A 21040-nucleotide genomic window follows, 5' to 3' on the forward strand; every position below is an offset into this window, starting at 1 on the left:
ATGATATTTACGAATGTAGTATCACGAAATACTCACAATTAAATCACGTTTTAACTGTGTATTTTATTTAGCTGCTCAATTATTGAAATACTTTACATGACTAAATTTTATTTTTAGGAAATATTATACTTAATTTGATGGTTTGTTAGTTAAAAGCGTCAACCTTTAGTGTGTAAGTGTTTTTTTTATATAGAGGTTATCAAATTTTGAGTTTTTATTTATTTATTGGCAATAAAGGTGCGATATTTATCAAGGTTATATTTACCTAATAAATATTATGCTAATTAGTTTTTTAGCCTTTTTTATCTAGAAATAAGGGGGGAGTGAGTTGTTTTAGGAAGTATCGCTTCGTTTTATTATTTTAATTAAGTTAATTATTTGTGTTTTATTTTTTTTATTGTTCTGATAAGTGGTACGGTATTGTGTTGCTTAAGTTGCTATCCTGTTGTTTTATTTGGTTTTTAATTGTTGCCTTTAAGTGTCATTTAGTTAAAATAAGGTTTCAGTATAACTTTTTATTGGGTCAAAACACCCGATTTTAGTTTTAAACGGATGTTTGATTTACTAAAAATCAGTAAATTTCAAAAGGATTTATTAAATGAAAAAGACAAAGTGCTTTGCATTGTGTTTAATCGCAACCTCTATTTTAACTGCGTGTGGCAGTGATAAAGACCCATCTAGTACTAGTGAAACACCTAAAGTAGTAGCCAATACAGCACCTTCAGTAAATGCAGGAGCTGACCTTATCGTAGATGAAAATCAATCTATTTCATTTACAGGAACAGCTGAAGACTCAACCGGTACAATAGCAAGCTATGCATGGCAGCAAACCTCTGGGATTGATTTAGAGCTTAGCGGCTTAGATACAAGCACCCTTTCTTTTACAGCGCCAGAAGTAGATGAAGAGCAAGTTGTTGTATTTGAATTAGTTGCTACTGATGATGGTGGTTTGACTGCATCTGACTCTATTTCAATTACTATTAAAAATGTACTAGTAGAACCAACATTGAGCTTAAACGAAAGAGTCACTGTTGAAGAAAATACAGAAGTAGAAATTACAAGCATAGCAGAAGATTCTAATGGCTCAATAGTGTCGTATGCTTGGCAACAAACTGACGGCATTATCATTGAAATTGATAACTTAACTAATGATTCTTTAAAATTTATTGCTCCAGAAGTTGATTTTGATACAACGTTAACTTTTGGCTTAACAGTGACAGATAATGATGGTCAAACAGCTACAAGTAGTGTTTTTGTTGATGTGACTAATGTTGCCGCAAGTGTTATGTCTATACCTGGTGGTAGTGAAAATATTGTTATAGATGGGCAAACCGTTGAGGCAGCGCTGAATGAAGTATTAGTACATTTAAACGATGATGTTACAGAAGCTGAATTAGAAGCTGTTTTTGATGAGATTAGTAATAATGATGCTGGAATCGCAAGTTTTGATGATGCATTAAAAGTATTACAGATAAGAGTTAGAGAAGGCGCTTCTGAAAATAGCTTGATAACAAAAATTGGGGAAATGGGCGGCGTTAGGCATGCAGGTTTAAATACTGTTATAGAGTCAAAAAACTTAAGTCTGATTAGTAATTATAATCATGTAATCAAAAATAAAAACACTGTAATACAATATATTGCAGAGGAAAGCACTGATGAGCCTCTTTTTTCTGGAGATTATTGGGTTAAAGCTGTAGCCGCAGATAAAGCATGGGATGCATTACAAGAACGTACTTTAGCGCCAGTGACATTAGGTGTTGTTGATACCGGTATAGGTGCAGGACAAATTAGCATTGAAAGCTCTCGCTTAACTCGTCTACGCGCACAAGAGAATGGCCAATTTGGTGTTGTTGAAGGTGATGATACAGAAACTGATAGTTCTCATGGGTTGTGGGTATCTAGCTTTATTGCTGGATATAACACGAGTGAAGGCAGTGCAGTGTATGGTGTTGATCACAGTGCCAACTTAATACATACCGATATTTATGTTAAGCGTTGTAAGGATGGATCAACTACTGAAGAGTGTTCATCTGAATCTCCTATTAAAACTTATATAACAGATTTAATAGCAGGAACTAAGGCGACTATAGATAACGGTGCGAGCATTGTAAATATATCTTGGGGTGATACAAGCACTTGTGCTGACGACTCACAAGTTAGATTAAAAAGTAATAGAATTTGGCGTCTACAACAAACTAACTTAGTGGAATACGCAAAAGAAAAAGATGTATTACTAGTTTATTCGGCTGGTAATAACTGTGAAAAAAATGATGATCAACTTTTAGTTGATATCAATGATATCGCCCAAGATGCTTGGCAAACAAATACATTGATTGTAGCGGCAACAGATGCAGATGATAAAGAAACTGATTTTACACGTATGGGTAACGTCGTAAATATTGCGGCTCCTGGTGATCAAATGGGGTGGGGGAATACTGATGGTAGCTTAGGCGTAGGTACATCATTTTCAGCTGCTTTAGTAACAGGCTCTGCAGGGATTGTGAAAGGAATTAATAGTTCATTAAAAGCAGCGGAGATTAAAGATATTTTAGTTGCTACATCTTCTAATTTAACGCTTTCTGAAGAGTCAAAAGCTCTAGGCACAACCGGTCCTACGCAGTTACTAAATATTCACTCTGCAATACAAACAGCCGATTTAACTGTTGATTCTGTTTTAGATGTTAAGGCACCAATTGCTTTATCTAAAGGGGATAAAACTACTTCGCAGTTAAGCTTTACCTTACCTGAAACTACTGTGACAGCAATTGATGTCATGTTTTTAATTGATGTAAGCGGTAGTTATACTGATGATATAGCCAGCTTAAAAGAGCAAGCTGACAATATATTAGAAAACTTATCTGGTCGTGGAATTAATGTTGCTTTTGGGGTTTCTGCTTTTTCAGACTTTCCTATTGATGGTTACGGCCATGAATACGATGGTGATGAAGCGTTCTATTTATTACAGTCGGTGACTACAGATATAGATGCCGCAAAAACAGGAATCAATAATTTAACCATTTATTCAGGTAATGATTATCAAGAATCACAGTTAGAAGGTTTGTACCAAGCTGTAACTGGAGCTGGTAGAGATATAGACAACGATGGAAATTATACTAGTTTAGGTGATATTGAACCTATGAATATTGGTTGGCGTGAAGGTGCTTTAAAAGTTATTTTATTAGCGACAGACGCGCCATTTCATGATTCAGATATAGATGAGAATTACCCGGGTGCGGGCAAAACTGAGGTCATCAATGTATTACAAGAAAAAGGTGTGACGGTATTTGGATTGCAAAGCGGCTCAATTGGCTTAGCTACAGATGATTTAGATTCAATTGTGTTAGCTACCAAAGGACAAACATTTTTATTGTCGTATGATAGTAACGAAATTGCAGCGGCTATTTCTTCAGCTCTTGATGAGGCTTTAAAAGAAATCGATCTCTCAATTGAAGTGATTTCAGGAGAGCAGTGGGTTGAAACTATTACCCCTGTATTAATTGAGAACGTTAAACCAAATGAAGAAGTGACCTTTGAAATTAATTTGAAAGGGATTAAAAATGCCTCTCTTGAGGAATTAAATTACGAAGTGATACTTTGGATAAGAGGTGATGGTAGCGCAGTTGTAAGAAGGGTTGTAATTCCTATTACAGTTCCAACTTTAGCCGACTAATTTAGACAAAATTAAATGATTAATAAAGCCGATATTGAGCGTTGCTCAATATCGGCTTTTTATTTAATGGGCCAAATATGAGTAGTGCTAATACTTGCCATACTTTTAGTTTGTTGCTTCTGCAATTGATTTTTAAGCATATTACTTCATACAAAAGTTTATTTTTCTTTAGCATAAGTAATTTTTAAGATTGTAGTATCACGAAATACTCACAATTAAATCACGTTTTAACTGTGTATTTTACTTAGTTAAAACTTAATTTGAACACCCGCTCAAGTTGTGCTTTAATCGTTGCTCAATTATTGAGGAACTTTACATGATTAAATTTTATTTTCACCATACTCCTAACCCAATGAAGGTTGCACTCTTTTTAGAAGAAACAGGCTTACCGTTTGAACTTGTTCCTCTTGATACTTTAAAAGGTGAGCAACATACACCTGAATTTAAAGCAATTAATCCAAACGCTAAAGCGCCAGCAATTGTTGATGGTGAAACACGTGTGTTCGATTCGAATGCTATTTTAATGTACCTTTCTGAAAAGTATGGGAAGCTTGAAGGCAAGGGCGAGGACCGCGCTGAAATGCTGTCGTGGTTAATGTTTATCGCATCTGGTTTAGGTCCGTATTCAGGGCAAAGTGTACACTTTAGACACATGGCGCCAGAAGGGCTTGATTACGCGGTTAATCGCTATTTACGTGAAGCGCAGCGCCATTACGAAGTACTTGATACTCACCTTGAAGGTCGTGACTTTATAGTGGGTGATACATATACCATTGCTGATGTATCTGCATGGGGCTGGATTGATAAAGCACCGGTTGTACTAGGTGAAGAGGGCTTAGCGCCATATCCTAATCTTAAGCGCTGGTTTGAAAGTATTAATAACCGCCCAGCGGTTGCACGCGCACGCGCAATTGGCACTGACATCGAATTTAAAAAAGAGTTTGATGAAGACGCTAAAAAAGCGTTTTTTCCTTCAAACTATCCAAAAGTATAAAAAGTAATTAATACTAAACAGCAGATCAGTTAGCTGATCTGCTTATTGTATTTTATTGCTGTGTGAGCGGTTCTTTATTTTCGTCTGACTCAAACAAGCTAACCTCTTGCGTGTGCTGGCTTACGCTATTTCTTTTTAGGGCGATGTATAAATCTGAGTGAATATATATACCTTCTTTTCCTGACTTCATTCCTGCAATATCAAACCACGAAAGTAACTGACGTTTTCTACCTGCAAGCTCAAGCCTTATATCACGCTTTTTAAATATAACGTCGAGATCTGCAAGCATGGCCATTACACTTAAATCTAAATGAGTAAAGCAGGGCACAGCGTCAATTATTACACATTGTGTATCGTCTTTTTGCCTTGCGTATTGCTCAAGTAATCTGCGTTTAAAGTAGCTGGCATTAAAGTAAGTTAAAGGTGAATTAAAGCGATAGATGAACACACCTTGCACTGCTTTTGCTTTATCTGTGGCGTCTAAACTTCTTACTACACCGTTAACATCTACGCCTAATATGTTGTCTGTTGGGCGCATAACAGTGCGAATAAATTGAAATAACCCTAGTAATACAGCAAGTGTGATCCCTGGTATAACGCCAATAAATAACACCGCAAGTAAGGTGGCTGAGGCGAGATAAAATGCCTGTTTGTCTTTTCGTTTTAATTGCCAAACAGCTTTTAAATCGAGTAAGTGTACAGAGGCAATAATAAGTACAATACCTAGCGCTGCGCTTGGAATAAATTCAAGTGGGGCTGTTAAAAATACAGCTATGAGCGCAATAATAGCTGCTGCAATTATTGATACTAACTGTGTTTTACCACCTGTTGCATCGTTAACCGCGGTGCGTGAGTCGGCGCCACTGACGGCAAAACCTTGCGAAAGAGCTGACGCTATATTGGCAATACCCAACGCTCTAAATTCTTTATCGGCGTCTATGTCGTAGCCATTTTTAGCAGCAAAGCTGCGGGCAGTTAGCATCATACTAACAAAGCTCACGATGGCTAAGTTAAGTGCGGGTACCACCAGCTCACGAATAATCCCTAAATCAAAAACAGGGGTATTAAAAACGGGAAGTCCGCCAGTTACGGTGCCAATGGTTTTTATATCAAATTGTTTTAAATCAAAAATCCATACCAAAAGCGCACCAAAGGTAATAGCAAACATAGATGCAGGCCACCTGGGCTTTATCCGTTTCATGGCAAAATAGATCGCCAGTGTAAACAAAGCCATTAATAAGGTGGGAACATGTGTTTGCGCTAGGTATGTGGGCACACCACCGAGGCGTTCAAGTAAGTAGCGCTCATCAAAAGTAAAACCAAATACTTTAGAAAATTGACCCACAATAATAGTGATGGCTACGCCGTTTAGTAAGCCCATTAAAATAGGTTTAGATAAAAAGTCAGCTAATACACCTAACTTAAATTTACTGGCTATAAAGCACCAAAAGCCGGTCATGGCGGTCATGGTGACAACAAGTTGCCAATGCTTAAAGCTGTCACCTGCAGCAAGAGGTGTTACTACAGCGGCAATAACGGCGCAGGTTGCGGCATCTGGGCCGACTATTAATTGTTTTGAAGTGCCGAAAAGTGCATATAGCATCATTGGCAGTATGCAAGAGTATAACCCTACGGCGGCGTTAACACCGGTTAGTTGTGCGTAAGCAATGGCAACAGGTAAAGCCACTGCAGCTACTGATAGCGCCGCCCTTACATCATCAGCAAACCATTGGCGTTCATAGTGCAGCAATGTATTTAAACCGGGCATAAAATTATATAAACGCGACAGCACCTTAGTTTTCCTGCTAATAGTTACAACGTTTTGATAGTAAATTTAATATTCAAATAAGTATAGCTAGGACGACGGTTATTTTAATAAATTGCAGGTGATTATTTATCAAGATATTAAATTTATAATTTGGCAAAAAAGTGAAAATTGAATTTTCCTGAGGTATCTTTTAATCAGCTTATGTGCGTAGTATTAATGTACTGATATTGAGCACCTCAAGAAATCACTAAATCTAAAATCTAGTTTTAAATTTTTTAAGATTATTTAGCACCACATGCCGGATATAACTCAAGCACCTCTGTTACTACTTGTCCAAATAAGGCTTGTTCTTGCTGTGTTAAATCTATAGCAGGAATAAATGGCATTGTGTCTGTTAATTCCGAGGTAATGATTTGATAAAAGGTCATCGCTGTAAGGACATTCCCAGCATAGGATGCATGATTACCGTCGGCACTATGAAGGTTTATACTAGGCATTATTTCTAATACTCGATTCCACACGAAGCCAACTGGCGCTATGCAGCTAGGTTGTTTTTGACTGATTGCTAAATGGAGGTCGTAAACCTGCTTTGCTTCTGCTGGATCCCCTTTTTGAGGATGCTCTGGAAATAAAATAGGTGTAATTTTATGCTCTTTTGCGTTCGAGATTAATCGCTCAGTTGCGCTTGTAGGGTAGTCAGTCGAACCTGATTGTGAGTACTTTTGGCCTTGAAAAATTGCATGACTCCAGTTATCACTTTTTAATTTATCGACATTCGCATTTACTGCGACTATTTCATCTAAAAATCGACCACTGACAGTCGTTATTTTGACTGAAGTGCTAGGTAACTGGCTTGTAATAATTATTTCTAATAAGCCCCCTAACTGTGAACTATGGCTATTACCATAGATAATTATTTTGTAGTCACTTAAGGGACTGTTATTAATAACCGCTTTTGATTGTGGTATTTCAATGCTTTCAGCCTCTTTTGTTTTACTTCCCCCAGAGCCGCATGCTGTTAATAATAGTAATGATAATGTGATTGATATTGTTGTTATGTATTTTAGAAACATTGTTAATCCTTTTTTCGTACCAATTATAAGTACAGCTTTAGAATACTAGACATTTTATAACCAAGCTGCAAGGTTGCTGGTTTTTAGTGCAATGTATGGTGCTTAGTTTGTGCGCTAAAAGTGAAGTGCAGAAGGTTGATATTGTTTACGCGGTATCTAAATTTTAGTTTGGGGTATTATTCAATGATAATTTTATTGCTTTAAATAAATATTTAGTTATAAAAATTGTGCGATGTTTTAACACAAGTGCCACTTTTTTATAGACGTAAAAAAGCCTGCATAAAAGCAGGCTTTAGTTTCTAGGGAAAATTAAAATTTAGCGCGAATACCAAAGCTGTAACGGCGATCCGCTTCAGTGTACTTCCAAGCACCACCTAGTTCAGATAGGTAAATAGAAGGCTCACCCGTTAAGTTGGTCGCATTACCTACTAAGGTCACGTTTTCGTTAATATCCCAGCTTGCAGAGAAGTCTAACTGGCCTCTGTCGTCACGGTAGTTATTACCGTAAACAGTACCTTCTGCTGAAATACTGCCGTCTGAGTTAATATTTTCTACACGTTTCTCGTTTTCAGTATCTAAGAAACTGTCACGGTAGTTATAAGCTAGACGAGTAGAGAAACCTTCGTATTCCCAAAATACTTGTAAGTTATACGTATTTTTAGAAATATCTAATAACGGGTTACCGTTTGGTTGCTCGCTGTCTGCGTATGTGTAGTTTGCGTTAATGCCTAAGCCAGAAAATGCACCAGGTAGGTCTGTAAAGAACTGTTGATAACCAACTTCAAAGCCTTGTACTGAGCCGTTTTCACCGTTTACATTTTTAACAGTATCGATACCCGTTAGTCCTGCGTCACGTAAGCCTGCTACATGGTTAAAGCCATCAGCATCTACTGGGAAGTCAGTTGCATCCGAGTAAACTAGGTTATCTTGTGAAACACCTGCAACGTCAAGCTGACATACTTGGTTCCATTGAGTTACGTTTTGACCTGTTGAAGTGCTTGATGCAGCTACACAGCTACTTTCGTTACTTAAGAAAGATTCAACATCTTTATAAAATACTGCGAAAGAAATTACGTTACCTTGGTCAAAGTAATGCTCTACAGATAAGTCGTATTGCGTTGCACGATATGGTTCTAAATCAATAGAGCCTTGCGTTGCACCTGTAATGTCGTTATTAACATCAAATGCAGGGCTTAGTTCGCTAAAGTCAGCGCGGCGCATAACTTTTGCAGCAGCAAAGCGGAATAATGTTTCGTCTGAGTAGTTATACGTTACGTTTAAGCTTGGTAAAAAGTCGCTGTAGTCATTGTCGCCAGTTACTTTTTCGCCATTAAGAAATACGCTTGATTCTAAATCTGTAGTTACATAACGACCACCCACAATTGCAGTGATGTTATCAAAGTCTAAGTAGGCTGATATATACACGGCAGCAGTATCTTCAACTACGTTGCGGTATGCGCTTTCTTGGAACTCTTGGTTATCTGAAAGACTACCTGTTGACGCTAGGTTAGTACCTGCAAGTAACTGCTGAAGCTGAGCGTAAGTATTTGCAGGGTTAGATAAACCGTTGTAGCTTAAAAAGGTTAGTAGGTCGTTTTGTCCCGAATGACCTAATTGGTCAAATGAGTTGTCGTGGCTAACTGTTGTAAAGCTATTTGAAAAAGCAGCGTTGTAGTCATCAACCCATAAAGTGGCTAACGAACCGTCTGAGTCGTTAAATGCATTTTTATAAATGTCTTTAATTTCTACTTTGTATTGCTCATATTCGTAATCGCGGTTAGTAACACGTACACCCGCTTTTACTTTAGATACCCAGCTTAAGCTGCTGAGTGGCTCAAACATTTCAACATCAAAACGAATAGCTGTTTCGTCATTGTCTGTTCTTCTATCTTCACTTTTAAACGTACGAAGTGCTAAGTTTTGTGGGTCAGTAAATGCATTAGGATCTGAATGAATGATGCTTGGTAATTTATTACCGTCTTGAGAAAATGCACCATCATATAAATGATTTGTTAGCTGAGTTCCACCACTTGCTTCAAATGTTGATTTTTCGATTGGGCGAAGTGTAAATTCAGAATCAGGTCTTACGCTTTCTGATGATGCTACCGCAATTTCACCAGAGATTTTGATACTGTCAGTAAGGTTCCACTCTGCACCAAGTGCATTTGAAAACGAGTCAGTTTCACGAAAGTCACTGTATGTTTTAGGAATACCAAACTCGTTTGTTAACGTGTAATTATTTACGCCGTTAGCATCTTGAGTTGTATTTGCATCTGTTGATAGTGAACCTGCGACACCTAAAATAGAGTTACCAGCTTGTTCACCTGAGCGCTTTGTGCCGCTTAAATCAAGATACACCATGCCATTACCAGATTGTGGTGCCCATTGAAGAGATAAATTTACAGCAGTTCGTTTACGCTGCTCTACGTATTGTTCAACACTGTGCTCGTCTCTTACGATAGCGTTGCCACTAGGTGTATTACCTTCTTGGCCATTAATTTCGATATCTTGAGGTTTAACACGGCTAGATGTTTCATCTTGGCGAATTTCGCGATCTTGGAATGAAAACATAGCAATGGCACCAAAGGTACCCATTTCATCAAAGTCCCAGTTGTTACCAATTGAACCACTAAAAATAGGAGCTACATTTTCTGTTTTATCAGCGTATTCGCCATCTAATGAAACTGCGCCAGTTAGTTTATCTAACTCTAATGGGCGAACTGTCTTTAAACTAACTGTTCCGCCTAATGCACCCTCAATCATATCGGCAGTAGGAGACTTAACTACTTCTACTGTTTTTAAGAAGCTTGATGGGTAATCTTGCAAGCTAATGCCGTCACGAGAGTCACCAATAGTAGAGCGACCATTTAATTCAACACGGTTTTGAGGTAAGCCACGAATCGAAACACTGTCACCCACACCAAAATCGGTATTAATAGATACGCCAGTAATACGTTGCAACGCTTCTGCAATATTATTATCTGGTAACTTACCAATGTCTTCAGCAACAATCGCATCTACAATACGTCCGTCAGTACGCTTAAGCATAGCGGCGGCTTTCATACTGCCTAGCATGCCTTTTACTTCAATAACTTCAATGTCTGCAGCTGCCGTTTCTGAAGCTGCGGGAGCCTCTTGCGCTGCAATATTTGAAGAAGCCATTAATAAAAGGGCTGCGGCACTGATTGTTGTAGAGCTACTTCTTTTATGCTTATTAATTAATGTTGAAGTAATTTGATTGAGTTTCATGTATCTCTCCCGTTTGGGTACGACTTGCGTCATTGTGTGTGTGTGTTGTTACCTGGCTTGGTTAACCAATTTAACTGTTTCTTTCCTGTAGTGTGTCATACAGGTGGTATGGTTGAAATTAATCCAATTCAACTTTATTTACAACCTTTGTTTACCAAAATTTCACAATGTGTATTACAAAAACCTCTTTTATTTTTCTTATATTTAATAAATTTAATGGCTTATAGGGTGTTTTTATTTTTTGTATTTTGAATGAATTTTATTGAAGTATCTTTACCAAAGGCATTTTTATATATTATTTGTACTATTTAATACATTTGTTAGTACTATTTTGAAATTTTATGTCGTACTTTTATACGTGTTTAGTTTACTTTTTAAGTGATATTGAATTGGAAGAGCGACCATTAAAAGTTCTAAATGATTTATAAATTTGCGAAATAGTGGAGAGGTTAAAATAATTAAAAATCATTTTGGTAATACCAATTTTCTATTGTTTTTATATTGATTTTGTACTAGCTGGGGTGGGGGCGGTAAGCTAGGTAGCGATAAATAGATTTTTACGCAAAAAAAAGCCCAGCATAACAATGCTGGGCTTTCTTACTTTAGATGTATTAGCTTTGTAATTCGCCTGTAGATGATTCTAAATGTGCTCGTATGAACCACTGAAATTGCTCTAAATCGGCTAGTTGGCTGGTGATCATATCTTCAGAGACCGGATCTAGCTCAGAAAGAGTCTCAATTGCTTTGCGGTGATCGGCATTAACGCCATTATATACTTTATCAAGCGCAGCCAAATGTTCGGTTACTAGGCCTTTGCCTACTGAGTATTCGTCCCAAGTACGGCGATCTACAATTGATTTTGGTGTGCCAACAGGTACTGCACCAAGAGTCGCAATTCGCTCTGCAATTGTATCTGTCATTTCGCGCACAATGTCTACTTGTGGGTCTATCATTTCATGTACGCCAATAAAATTAGGTCCCACTACGTTCCAGTGAATATGCTTTAAAGTTAGTTGTAAGTCTATCAATGCAACCATGCGGTTATCGAGGGTAGCTATTGTTTTTTGGGCTGATTCGTCACTCATACCTGGCGCGGTAAATTTAGTTGTTTTGTTTGATTCGTTATTGTTACTCATAATTTCTCCTACATTAAGTAATGTGTTGCTCATATAATATGTTGCGTTATGAGCATGACTTAAACTTAATGAAGCAACTGTTATGCCGTAAGTTGCTTTATTTGAAAAGTGATTCAAAAACAATTGGTTATATTTTAAATTAAGGTTTCTAAGGCTGCAGAGGAGATTGGGTTTTTGAAAAGCCTGCATATATTTGTAAAATATGCAGACTTCGATTTAGTTACTCTTAGGTGTATTTAAACGTTGGCTATGTATTCGTGCGCTTTTAAAACATCGAGCGGCACTATTTCTAATGATTTTTTATTTGTAGCCTCAAGCACCACTGGTGGCGCAACGTTTGCTGAAATAGCATGAAGCCATCTTACTGCACACAAGCACCATTTATCACCGGCTTTTAAACCTTCGAAATCGTAAAGAGGGTTCGGGCTTATTAAATCGTTACCTTGTGATTTTGAAAATTGTAAAAATTCATCAGTCATAATTGCACACACACTGTGATTGCCAAGATCTGATTCTGGTACATAACAAAACCCTTCACGTGTGTAGCCACCATTACCGCAACATAGTTTTAAGCGTGTGCCGAGTACATTAAATTGATTCGCCATGAAATACCTTAATTTGTGGTGTTTAATAAATTTACTCTAACAGGAGTAACTCGCTTGAGATAGCTATAAAACTTAAAAGAGGGAAGGGCTACACAAACTTAAGCCCGCAGCAAATTGCGGGCTTAGTATTGTTTATTATTTAATACGCAGCGCCATACAATCGCTATGACCGTTTATGATCATGCTTTTATCAACACGCACGCCACCACCAGAGTATTTACCGGCGGCTGTAAAACTACATATTTGTACAAAGTAGTCGTCTACTTTAGGCAGTGCAAATAGTTGTTGGTATATTTGGTCTTGCTCTGCAAAGTGCCCCATTGTTTTTTCTATAACTTGCTGCTGCTCATCAATAAGTTGAATATTAGCGCCACAGCGTCCTACTATTGGTTTAACTACATAACCGGATTGTAATAACTCGTCGTTAAGCTCAAACGCGGTATTAAGTAAATATTTATGATTAGGGAATAAGCTCCACAGTATTGGCAAAATAGCCTTGTTACTTGGAATTAATGTCCACAGCGGTTCAAACACCATGACATTTTTACGCAGTAATACATCGACTAAGCGTGGCGTTTCACCAGCTTTGAATTGTGGTTCAAAGTTATCACCTAATGATTGGTCGGCTTCGCATTCTTCACGAATTTGATCAAGTGCGGTTTCCCACGACCAGGTTTTCCATACGTAACTCAGTTGTGCGCCATCAGTATCTACTATGTTGCCTGACTCATTCCAGCGAAGTGTGCTTAAGCCAATTACTAGCTTACATTCAAAGCCTGCGGCTTCAATAGCTTCTTTCATAAATAATGCGTGGTAATGTTCTTCTGGTTCATCATCTTGCAGAATATGAACAAGACCTTTTACCTCACTTTTACGCCATGCTTTTACGAGATCTTTAAATAAATTTTGGCCTGCATCTACACCTGTTTTAACGCCAAAGTGTTTTGCCCATTTACCCTGAACTTTGCCGCTTTCCATGTAACACGATGCCGAATCGCAATTGTATTCGTAAACTTTTAAACCTGCTGCTGTTAAGGCAAAGTCAAACCGGCTGGTAATTAATTGGTTTAAGCGGTTATCCCACGATTGGCGAATTTTATTAAGCACAACATCGGGTAAATTAAACTTTTCTAATAACTCAGGGTGCTGCAATACATAGTCGGTTGCATGCATAAATAAGCCATGCAGCTCATTTGTTGCATGCTCAATGCTTTGCTGCGCCGTTTGAGATATTGCAAAGTAATTATGCTGATCCTCATCTACGGATGTAAGTTTATGGCCTTGCATCATTTCTACGTAGGCAGCTTCATCGTCATTCGCAATATTTAACCATGACTTGTTTGCTTGGCCTGTATCTGCTGCTTTATGGGCTTCTATAGTAAATAAGTCAGTGTTTAGCTCAAACGTTGGCTCAGCATATTCTGTTTCATCAGTTTGTGTCATCCAACCTAAAATAGTGGCGTCGTTGTAAGAGCACTCAATCCAATAGTCGCCATCTTTAGTTACTTTTGCTTTTAGTTCACGGCACCAGTTTTGATTTGTTGGCCATATTTGATGCCCTACATTTTGCTCAGCAAGACGTATTTTATCTTCATGCACTTCAACAATGACAGCAACATGACCTGTTTCTTCAAACTCGCCGCCTTCTTCCCATATAAGTAAACTACCTACTTGAGGATGATGTTTAGCACCATTTTTAAACGCGTTTAGTGGCAATCTGTTTTGGCTATTTACATCGCGCACTGAACGCAGCTCAAAAATATCGTAAGCCATGGCTATGTCATCAAAAATATAACTATGGTTGAGGTACATCCATCTACGGGCAAACTCAACGCATTGCCATTTATAGCCCATGTAAATACCGTCTAGGTAACTACGATAGGCGCTACGATTAGGATAAATGCTTTCGTCAGCCGTATCATAATCAGATGAGTAAACAGCAACATTACCAGGTGCATAACCTAATAAAGTACCAAAATCACTAGCAGGGGCAGAAGATTTCATAAACAAAGATGTTCAAAATAAGGTGTGATAATTTGCTGACTATATGAGCCAAACTGCGTTATAGCAAGATATTACTGGGTATAATCTTTAATTAAATATTGGCGCTAAATAGGGCTTAAAATTATATTTTATCAATCCATCGTTTTAAAAGCAGTAGTTAAGAAATCCCTCCTTCAAAGCGCTTATACATGTAAAACTGAACCTATATTCGTACTTTGGTTAATTTTTTGTTGAACTGTTGCGCTTGGTATAGCAAAACTAGCTAAAACTAGCTAAAAGTTTTAAAACAGGAAAAACAATGGAAGACATAATAAACAACATTGATATTAATCAATATTTACCCGCTGCAATTACGTGGGCAACCAACATATTACTAGCAATTGCAATTTTACTTGCGGGCTTATGGTTAGCGGGCAAAGTACGCAATTTAATTATTGGCTTGTGTCATAAATACACTCATCTTGACGATACGTTTTTTCGCTTTTTAGGCAGCATGGCTCGCTACATCATATTAGCGTTCGTTATTATTGCTGTGTTAAATCGCTTTGGTGTACAAACAGCCTCTATTATTGCTTTACTCGGTGCTGCGGGACTTGCTATAGGCTTGGCGTTACAAGGTGCAATGTCGAACCTTGCCGCAGGCGTTATGTTGCTAATATTTAGACCTTATAAAGTGAATGACTTTATTGAGGCTGCAGGGCGTTTTGGTAAAGTAACAGAAGTAGATATGTTTACTACTATTTTACAAACGTTCGATAATCAACAGGTTATTATACCAAATAGTCAAATTTGGGGCGCGCAAATTATAAACCATTCACATCATCCAATTCGTGGTGTAGATATGCATTTTGGTGTTGCTTACGGTGAAGATACAACGGCTGTACGTAAAGTTATAGATGGGGTACTTGCAGCGCACCCACACATACTAAAAGATCCAGCGCCTTTTGTTGAAGTAGAAACTCTTAACAACAGCTCAGTAGACTTTTTAGTAAGGCCATTTTGTAAAGGCGAGCATTACTTTGAAATTTTATACACAGTGCCGGAGCTTATTAAAAAAGCCCTTGATGAAAACAATATAGAAATTCCATTCCCGCATCGTAAAGTTATTTTAGTTAACGAGAATAAAGATTAACTAAATTTAAAAATGCATAAACCTAAGAGCACTTTTAAGTGCTCTTTTTTGTGTGAAAAAGTTACATACCTGTGTAACTTTTTCTTTTATAAATCATCTCAAATACTACATTGTTATCTGTACAGTCCTTTTTTACTAGGTTGGATGGCTGGTCTTTATTTTGCATTTGCATAGTCGCTTTTAGCTTTAAAGCTCATAAAAACTATCGACCCATTAAATCAAACTGTATGAAGGACTAAACATGGCTGAATCATTTAAATACTCAGGTAATAAAGGGCATGGCGGCGAATTGCATCAAAAAGCGTCGGATGAACACCCTACCATGACCACCGCGCAGGGCTGCCCTGTAAGTGACGATCAAAACTCATTACGTGCGGGCAAACGTGGCCCCGGATTATTAGAAGATCACATAATGCGCGAGAAGATCTTTCACTTTGATCATGAACGCATTCCTGAGCGTGTAGTGCACGCTAGAGGCTATGGTGCACACGGATATTTTGAAACTTACGACACGCTTGAAGATTTAACCTGTGCAGATATTTTTCAGCGAAAAGGTGAAAAAACGCCTGTGTTTACTCGCTTCTCTACGGTTGCAGGTAATAAAGGATCTCCAGATTTAGCACGTGATGTACGCGGTTTTGCGGTAAAATTTTATACCCAAGAAGGAAACTGGGATTTAGTGGGTAACAATATACCGGTATTCTTTATTCAGGATGCAATGAAGTTTCCTGATTTAATTCATAGCGCTAAAGCCGAGCCTGATCGTGGTTTTCCGCAGGCGCAAACAGCACATGATAACTTTTGGGACTTTGTGAGTTTGTCACCTGAGTCAATGCACATGGTTATGTGGGCAATGTCTGATAGAGCTATTCCACGCTCTTTACGCTTTATGGAAGGTTTTGGTGTTCATACCTTTAAATTTATTAATGCCAAAGGCGATGAAAAATTTGTTAAATTTCATTGGAAACCAAAAGGCGGAATGCAATCTGTAGTATGGAACGAAGCACTTAAGCTAAACGGCGCGGACCCTGATTTTCATCGCAGAGACATGTGGGAATCTATTAGCAACGGCGACTTCCCTGAGTGGGAACTAGGTGTACAGGTGTTTGATCAGCAATTTGCTGATGAATTTGAATTTGATGTTTTTGATGCCACCAAGCTTATACCTGAAGAGCAAGTACCAGTGCAAATTGTTGGTCGTATGGTGCTTGACCGTGTTGTAGACAACTTTTTTGCAGAGACAGAGCAAGTAGCATTTTGTACTCAAAACATTGTACCGGGGCTCGACTTTACACCTGACCCGCTACTGCAAGGTCGTAACTTTTCATACTTAGATACTCAAACCAAGCGTTTAGGTGGTCCTAACTTTACGCATATTCCGGTCAATGCGCCTAAATGTCCAATGCGTCATTTTCAGCAAGATGGCCACATGGCAATGCACAATCCAAAAGGGCGTGTTAATTATGAGCCAAACTCATGGAGCGCAGGCGAAAACAACCCGCGCGAATGCCCAGTACATGGCTTTAAAAGCTCAAAGGAACCTGAAGTAAGTGGCGGTGATAAACTGCGTTATCGCTCAGAAACATTCAGCGATCATTACAGTCAAGCTCGTCAATTTTATTTAAGTCAAACAGAGGTAGAGCAGGCGCATATTCAATCTGCGTACGTGTTTGAGCTGTCTAAAGTTGAGCATTTGCCAATACGAGAACGTTTGGTATCGCACTTGTTAAATATTGACGAAACCCTCGCAAATAAAGTTGCCGAAGGACTTGGCTTGCAAGAAATGCCAGATCCGGCAGAAGCTGCAATGCCAACACGTAAAGACTTACCTGTATCTGATGCGTTAAGTATTTTGAAAAATGCGCCCAACACCTTCAAAGGCCGTAAATTAGGTATTTTAGTAAGTGATGGCTTTAATGCAGAAATTTTCAATTCGGTTACCAATGCACTTAAAAGTGAAGGTGCAAACTTTGAAATTATTGCCCCGCAAGTTGGCGGTGCTAAATGCAGTAAAGGTAAACACTTTAAAGCTGATCAGGTTATTAATGGTGGTCCATCGGTTTTATACGATGCGGTACTTGTACTCACCACCGAAGATGGAGCTAAAAAACTAGCTGCCGTAGCAGAAGCTAAAGACTTTGTAAGTGATGCGTACGCACATATGAAATTTATAGGCTTTACAAATGAGGCTAAGCCTTTATTTAAAGCGGCAGGCCTTGATGGAAAAGTAGATGATGGTTGGATAGATTTAGAGGCACATTCAGCCGATAAATTTATAAATACATTGCGTAATTTAAGATATTGGGAGCGTTAGTAAGCTCAATAATTAAAAAACCACAGCATGTAATTGTTGTGGTTTTTTTTAGCTCACCTAGTTAAGGTATTAGTTCAAGCCAACAATAAATATTGGATATATTATGAAGCTTAATGGCGCTTGTCACTGTGGCAAAGTGGTATTTACGGTCAACTCAAAACACCCTTATCCTTACAATTTATGTTACTGCTCTATATGCCGTAAAACCGCAGGGAGCGGCGGGTTAGTTATTAATTTAAACGCGCAATACAGCACGCTTGAGGTTACAGGGCGTGAACACATAACTATTTATCATGCAAAAATAGGCGATAAAATCAGCCCTGCAGAGCGTCATTTTTGTAAGCATTGTAGTGCTAACTTGTGGTTATACGATGCACGTTGGCCTGAGCAAGTTCATCCCTTTGCTGGTGCAATAGATAGTGAGTTACCCATACCGCCAGAGCGCACTCATTTAATGCTTGGTAGTAAAGCAAATTGGGTAAATGCGCCCATTAATGAAGGTGACAAGCAGTTTGAAGAATACCCTGATAAAAGTATTGCTGCTTGGCATAAGCGTTTAAACCTCGAAAATTAACGCAATTTTTTGTATGAGCTAAGCTTAAATTTAGGGGCAATTAAACGCATATTTAGTTAATTAAATATTAAAAATCACCGTGTAAGTAAAGGAGAATATTATGGCAGTCTCAGCAATACCAAAAGGGTTTCATTCAGTTACACCTTATTTAATTATGAATGACGCACAAAAAGCGATAGATTTTTATTGTGATGCATTTAGTGCTGAACATGTAATGCAGATGCCTTTACCTGATGGTGGAATAGCCCATGCAGAAATAATAATTGGTGATTCGCATATTATGCTTTCAGATAATGGTTCTGAAGAGCATTTAAAAAACCCAAAAGAACTCGGTGGTACAGCGCTAAGCCTTATGCTTTATGTTGAAGATGTTGATACCGTGTTTAAAAAAGCAATTGAGCTTGGTGCAACAGAAATAAGACCCGTACATGATCAGTTTTATGGTGATAGGACCGGCACACTACAAGACCCATTTGGTCATATATGGATCATTGGTACACATAAAGAAGATGTTAGTGACGAAGAGTTAAATAATCGAATTGGGAATATAACAAATCAAGAGCAAGACGCATAACTCGCATGCTATGTACCTTTCTAATTACCTTGATGGCTTCATTGGAAGGCTTGTGGCTTTTGCTTAAACTTAACTAGGTTTTACCTTGTTATCGACACGGTTTTCTTACCTAAAAGTAGCTCACTTCGTAAAGCGAAGTGGTATAGATTACTAGTTAAATTTTAGGCATAAAAAAACCTCAGCCAATAATTAGCTGAGGTTCAAAAAGTGGTACCAGCGGCCGGACTCGAACCGGCACTCCTTTCGGAAGGGGATTTTGAATCCCCCATGTCTACCAATTTCATCACGCTGGCATAATTTTTCTTTAATCTTTTAAGCATAAAAAGATAAAGAAAAACCACTTAAAATAAAAAGGATACTTATATACCTCTTATTCTGTATCCGCATTATACAAACAAAAGAGGGGGCGGCAAGCCTTTTCTTTTATTTGCATAAACAACTGGTTGATAATTGATCGTTTATAGCAAGGAGACTCCATCGGTGAATTTTTTAAGTCTTTTTGGGCTGATATATAAAGCGAATATTTTGGGTTATGAGTGCTATTAAACTGTTATGCGATTGAATAAATAAGCAATTGAACTATTGATAATAGTGAATCGTATTATAATAATTATTCCTGCTTTATGCCGATTTTGCGCTTGATTCAGGTATTATTTGTACAACAAGGTTTTTAAGACATTAATTATGACCCAATTAAGTGCCAAACAGAACATTCAATCGATTGTTAAAGCTATTAAGGCAGAAGAAGCATTACTTCGTCAAAAATACCCATTACTTGAACATCAAAATACCTTAGGGTTAATTATTTTATTGCTGTCGCTTAGCGCATTAATTGGTGTTGGTGTTTTATATTATTTAGCCTTAATACCTGCTTGGGCATGTATAGTACTTGCCGCTATTGCTGCGTCTATTTCCCATGAGTTAGAGCACGACCTTATACATAAACAATACTTTAGCAATCAGCCTTTCATGCATAATTTTATGATGTTAGTAGTATGGTTAATGCGGCCAAATACTATTAGCCCATGGTACCGACGTAAAATGCATTTACACCATCACAAAACCTCAGGCACACAACAAGACCTAGAAGAACGCTTGGTGGGAAACGGTATTAAAAATCCATTTTTACGTGCGCTAGTTATTGTAGATGGGTTATTAGGGCTAATTATTTCTACTAAACGTTTTAGAAAAGAAATTAATGGCTTTAGTTTTTCGAGTGTTTTTAATGCGGGATTTCCGATAGCGACTGCGTATTTTGCTGTTTTATATAGCGTTATTTTATTTCATATTGTTGATTTATTTATACCACTTTCGCTAAATTCACCTAGTTGGTTGTTAAGTACAATGGATGTGTTTGAATTTTTAATGGTTGTGCTCATTGTGCCTAATATTATTCGTTCAAGTTCGCTTAATTTTGTTACCTCAAGCATGCATTACTATGGTGGCGTTAATAACATACTTGAACAAACTCATGTACTAACGAGTCGTTTATTTATGCCGTTTCACTTATTTTGTTTTAACTTTGGTAAAACGCATACCATTCATCATTTTGTGCCAAATCAGCCGTTTTATTTACGCCAAATGCTAAGTAAAAAAATACTTAAAGTAATGGCGCAGCACAACGTGCGCTTTAATGATTTTGACAGCATTAAAAATGCGAATGCTTATAAATAATTACCTCCAACATTAGGAGGTTCTACATTGCTATTCTTATTTTATAGTTTGAATAGCGATTATGTACCAAGCCCATTACCCGTGAATTTACTCTATCCATCGCAACGTTTATTAAGCCCAACTGTCCGCGCTTTGGTGGACTATTTAGTGCCATTTTTAAATCAACAAAAGCAAAAGTGGTAGGCTTAATTAGCGCTAAAACTTTAAACTAAAAATAGATAAAACCAGTGAAAAGTGAAGTGGCCCTTCATAGTTGAGCATCTAGCTTAAATG

General features: G+C 37.8%; 13 protein-coding genes and 1 tRNA gene. 7 read left to right on the forward strand and 7 right to left on the reverse strand.

Translation table 11 applies throughout. From position 1 onward, the window contains the following. The first annotated feature begins 598 nt into the window (after positions 1-598). Both H5159_RS01980 and H5159_RS01985 read left to right on the forward strand, forming a co-directional pair. Positions 599-3670 (forward strand): PKD domain-containing protein, encoded by a 3072-nt coding sequence (locus H5159_RS01980; RefSeq protein WP_182779610.1) that lies wholly within the window; start codon positions 599-601, stop codon positions 3668-3670. Positions 3671-3986: 316 nt separating this feature from the next. Beyond that, positions 3987-4664 carry a glutathione S-transferase family protein gene (locus H5159_RS01985; protein WP_182723937.1) on the forward strand — a complete coding sequence of 226 codons (678 nt, stop codon included), beginning with the start codon at positions 3987-3989 and terminating at the stop codon, positions 4662-4664. 52 nt (positions 4665-4716) lie between these two features. On the opposite strand, the gene H5159_RS01990 is transcribed toward H5159_RS01985, so the two are convergent. The 6 genes from H5159_RS01990 to gss all read right to left on the reverse strand — a co-directional run bounded on the left by H5159_RS01990 (position 4717) and on the right by gss (position 14499). Further along, positions 4717-6456, reverse strand: a complete 1740-nt coding sequence (locus H5159_RS01990) for a SulP family inorganic anion transporter (RefSeq protein WP_182779611.1) — start codon at positions 6454-6456, stop codon at positions 4717-4719. A 257-nt stretch (positions 6457-6713) separates the two neighbouring features. Continuing rightward, the gene (locus tag H5159_RS01995; protein ID WP_058154191.1) at positions 6714-7505 is read right to left on the reverse strand and encodes a hypothetical protein; all 792 of its coding nucleotides are present in this window, start codon (positions 7503-7505) and stop codon (positions 6714-6716) included. 309 nt (positions 7506-7814) lie between these two features. Beyond that, positions 7815-10754, reverse strand: a complete 2940-nt coding sequence (locus tag H5159_RS02000; RefSeq protein WP_182694014.1) for a TonB-dependent receptor — start codon at positions 10752-10754, stop codon at positions 7815-7817. Positions 10755-11365: 611 nt separating this feature from the next. After that, entirely contained in the window at positions 11366-11890 is a 525-nt protein-coding gene (gene dps / locus H5159_RS02005) for a DNA starvation/stationary phase protection protein Dps (protein WP_024595435.1), read from the reverse strand. Positions 11891-12126: 236 nt separating this feature from the next. Continuing rightward, on the reverse strand, positions 12127-12495 hold the full coding sequence (locus tag H5159_RS02010; protein WP_024605487.1) for a DUF2237 family protein: 369 nt from the start codon (positions 12493-12495) through the stop codon (positions 12127-12129). Between the two features lie 135 nt (positions 12496-12630). Further along, a complete protein-coding gene (gene gss / locus H5159_RS02015; RefSeq protein WP_182779612.1) occupies positions 12631-14499 on the reverse strand; it encodes a bifunctional glutathionylspermidine amidase/synthase in 1869 nt (622 codons plus the stop codon). Between the two features lie 298 nt (positions 14500-14797). Between gss and H5159_RS02020 the strand changes: the two genes are divergently transcribed. From H5159_RS02020 to H5159_RS02035, 4 genes are all read left to right on the forward strand, one after another. Continuing rightward, complete coding sequence (locus H5159_RS02020; RefSeq protein WP_182779613.1) at positions 14798-15631, forward strand: mechanosensitive ion channel family protein; 834 nt, start codon at positions 14798-14800, stop codon at positions 15629-15631. Positions 15632-15872: 241 nt separating this feature from the next. Further along, on the forward strand, positions 15873-17945 hold the full coding sequence (locus tag H5159_RS02025) for a catalase (protein WP_182779614.1): 2073 nt from the start codon (positions 15873-15875) through the stop codon (positions 17943-17945). Positions 17946-18048: 103 nt separating this feature from the next. After that, positions 18049-18519 (forward strand): GFA family protein, encoded by a 471-nt coding sequence (locus tag H5159_RS02030; RefSeq protein WP_182779615.1) that lies wholly within the window; start codon positions 18049-18051, stop codon positions 18517-18519. 100 nt (positions 18520-18619) lie between these two features. Then, positions 18620-19093 (forward strand): VOC family protein, encoded by a 474-nt coding sequence (locus tag H5159_RS02035; RefSeq protein WP_182673298.1) that lies wholly within the window; start codon positions 18620-18622, stop codon positions 19091-19093. A 208-nt stretch (positions 19094-19301) separates the two neighbouring features. Here the strand turns inward: H5159_RS02035 and H5159_RS02040 are convergent. After that, a tRNA-Leu gene (locus H5159_RS02040) sits at positions 19302-19386 on the reverse strand. 391 nt (positions 19387-19777) lie between these two features. On the opposite strand from H5159_RS02040, the gene H5159_RS02045 reads away from it, so the two are divergent. Then, positions 19778-20767 (forward strand): fatty acid desaturase, encoded by a 990-nt coding sequence (locus tag H5159_RS02045; RefSeq protein ID WP_182779616.1) that lies wholly within the window; start codon positions 19778-19780, stop codon positions 20765-20767. The last annotated feature ends 273 nt before the right edge of the window (positions 20768-21040 follow it).

This window comes from Pseudoalteromonas sp. SG43-1 (assembly GCF_014164415.1).
Classification (GTDB): Bacteria; Pseudomonadota; Gammaproteobacteria; order Enterobacterales; family Alteromonadaceae; genus Pseudoalteromonas; species Pseudoalteromonas distincta.

Excerpts from the sequence above, each read along its gene's own strand:
- H5159_RS02030 (WP_182779615.1), top strand. The coding sequence starts at position 18,049 with ATGAAGCTTAATGGCGCTTGTCACTGTGGCAAAGTGGTATTTACGGTC.
- H5159_RS02045 (WP_182779616.1), top strand. The coding sequence starts at position 19,778 with ATGACCCAATTAAGTGCCAAACAGAACATTCAATCGATTGTTAAAGCT.
- H5159_RS02000 (WP_182694014.1), bottom strand. The coding sequence starts at position 10,754 with ATGAAACTCAATCAAATTACTTCAACATTAATTAATAAGCATAAAAGA.
- H5159_RS01995 (WP_058154191.1), bottom strand. The coding sequence starts at position 7,505 with ATGTTTCTAAAATACATAACAACAATATCAATCACATTATCATTACTA.
- H5159_RS02010 (WP_024605487.1), bottom strand. The coding sequence starts at position 12,495 with ATGGCGAATCAATTTAATGTACTCGGCACACGCTTAAAACTATGTTGC.
- H5159_RS01980 (WP_182779610.1), top strand. The coding sequence starts at position 599 with ATGAAAAAGACAAAGTGCTTTGCATTGTGTTTAATCGCAACCTCTATT.
- H5159_RS01985 (WP_182723937.1), top strand. The coding sequence starts at position 3,987 with ATGATTAAATTTTATTTTCACCATACTCCTAACCCAATGAAGGTTGCA.
- dps (WP_024595435.1), bottom strand. The coding sequence starts at position 11,890 with ATGAGTAACAATAACGAATCAAACAAAACAACTAAATTTACCGCGCCA.
- H5159_RS02035 (WP_182673298.1), top strand. The coding sequence starts at position 18,620 with ATGGCAGTCTCAGCAATACCAAAAGGGTTTCATTCAGTTACACCTTAT.
- H5159_RS02020 (WP_182779613.1), top strand. The coding sequence starts at position 14,798 with ATGGAAGACATAATAAACAACATTGATATTAATCAATATTTACCCGCT.
- gss (WP_182779612.1), bottom strand. The coding sequence starts at position 14,499 with ATGAAATCTTCTGCCCCTGCTAGTGATTTTGGTACTTTATTAGGTTAT.
- H5159_RS02025 (WP_182779614.1), top strand. The coding sequence starts at position 15,873 with ATGGCTGAATCATTTAAATACTCAGGTAATAAAGGGCATGGCGGCGAA.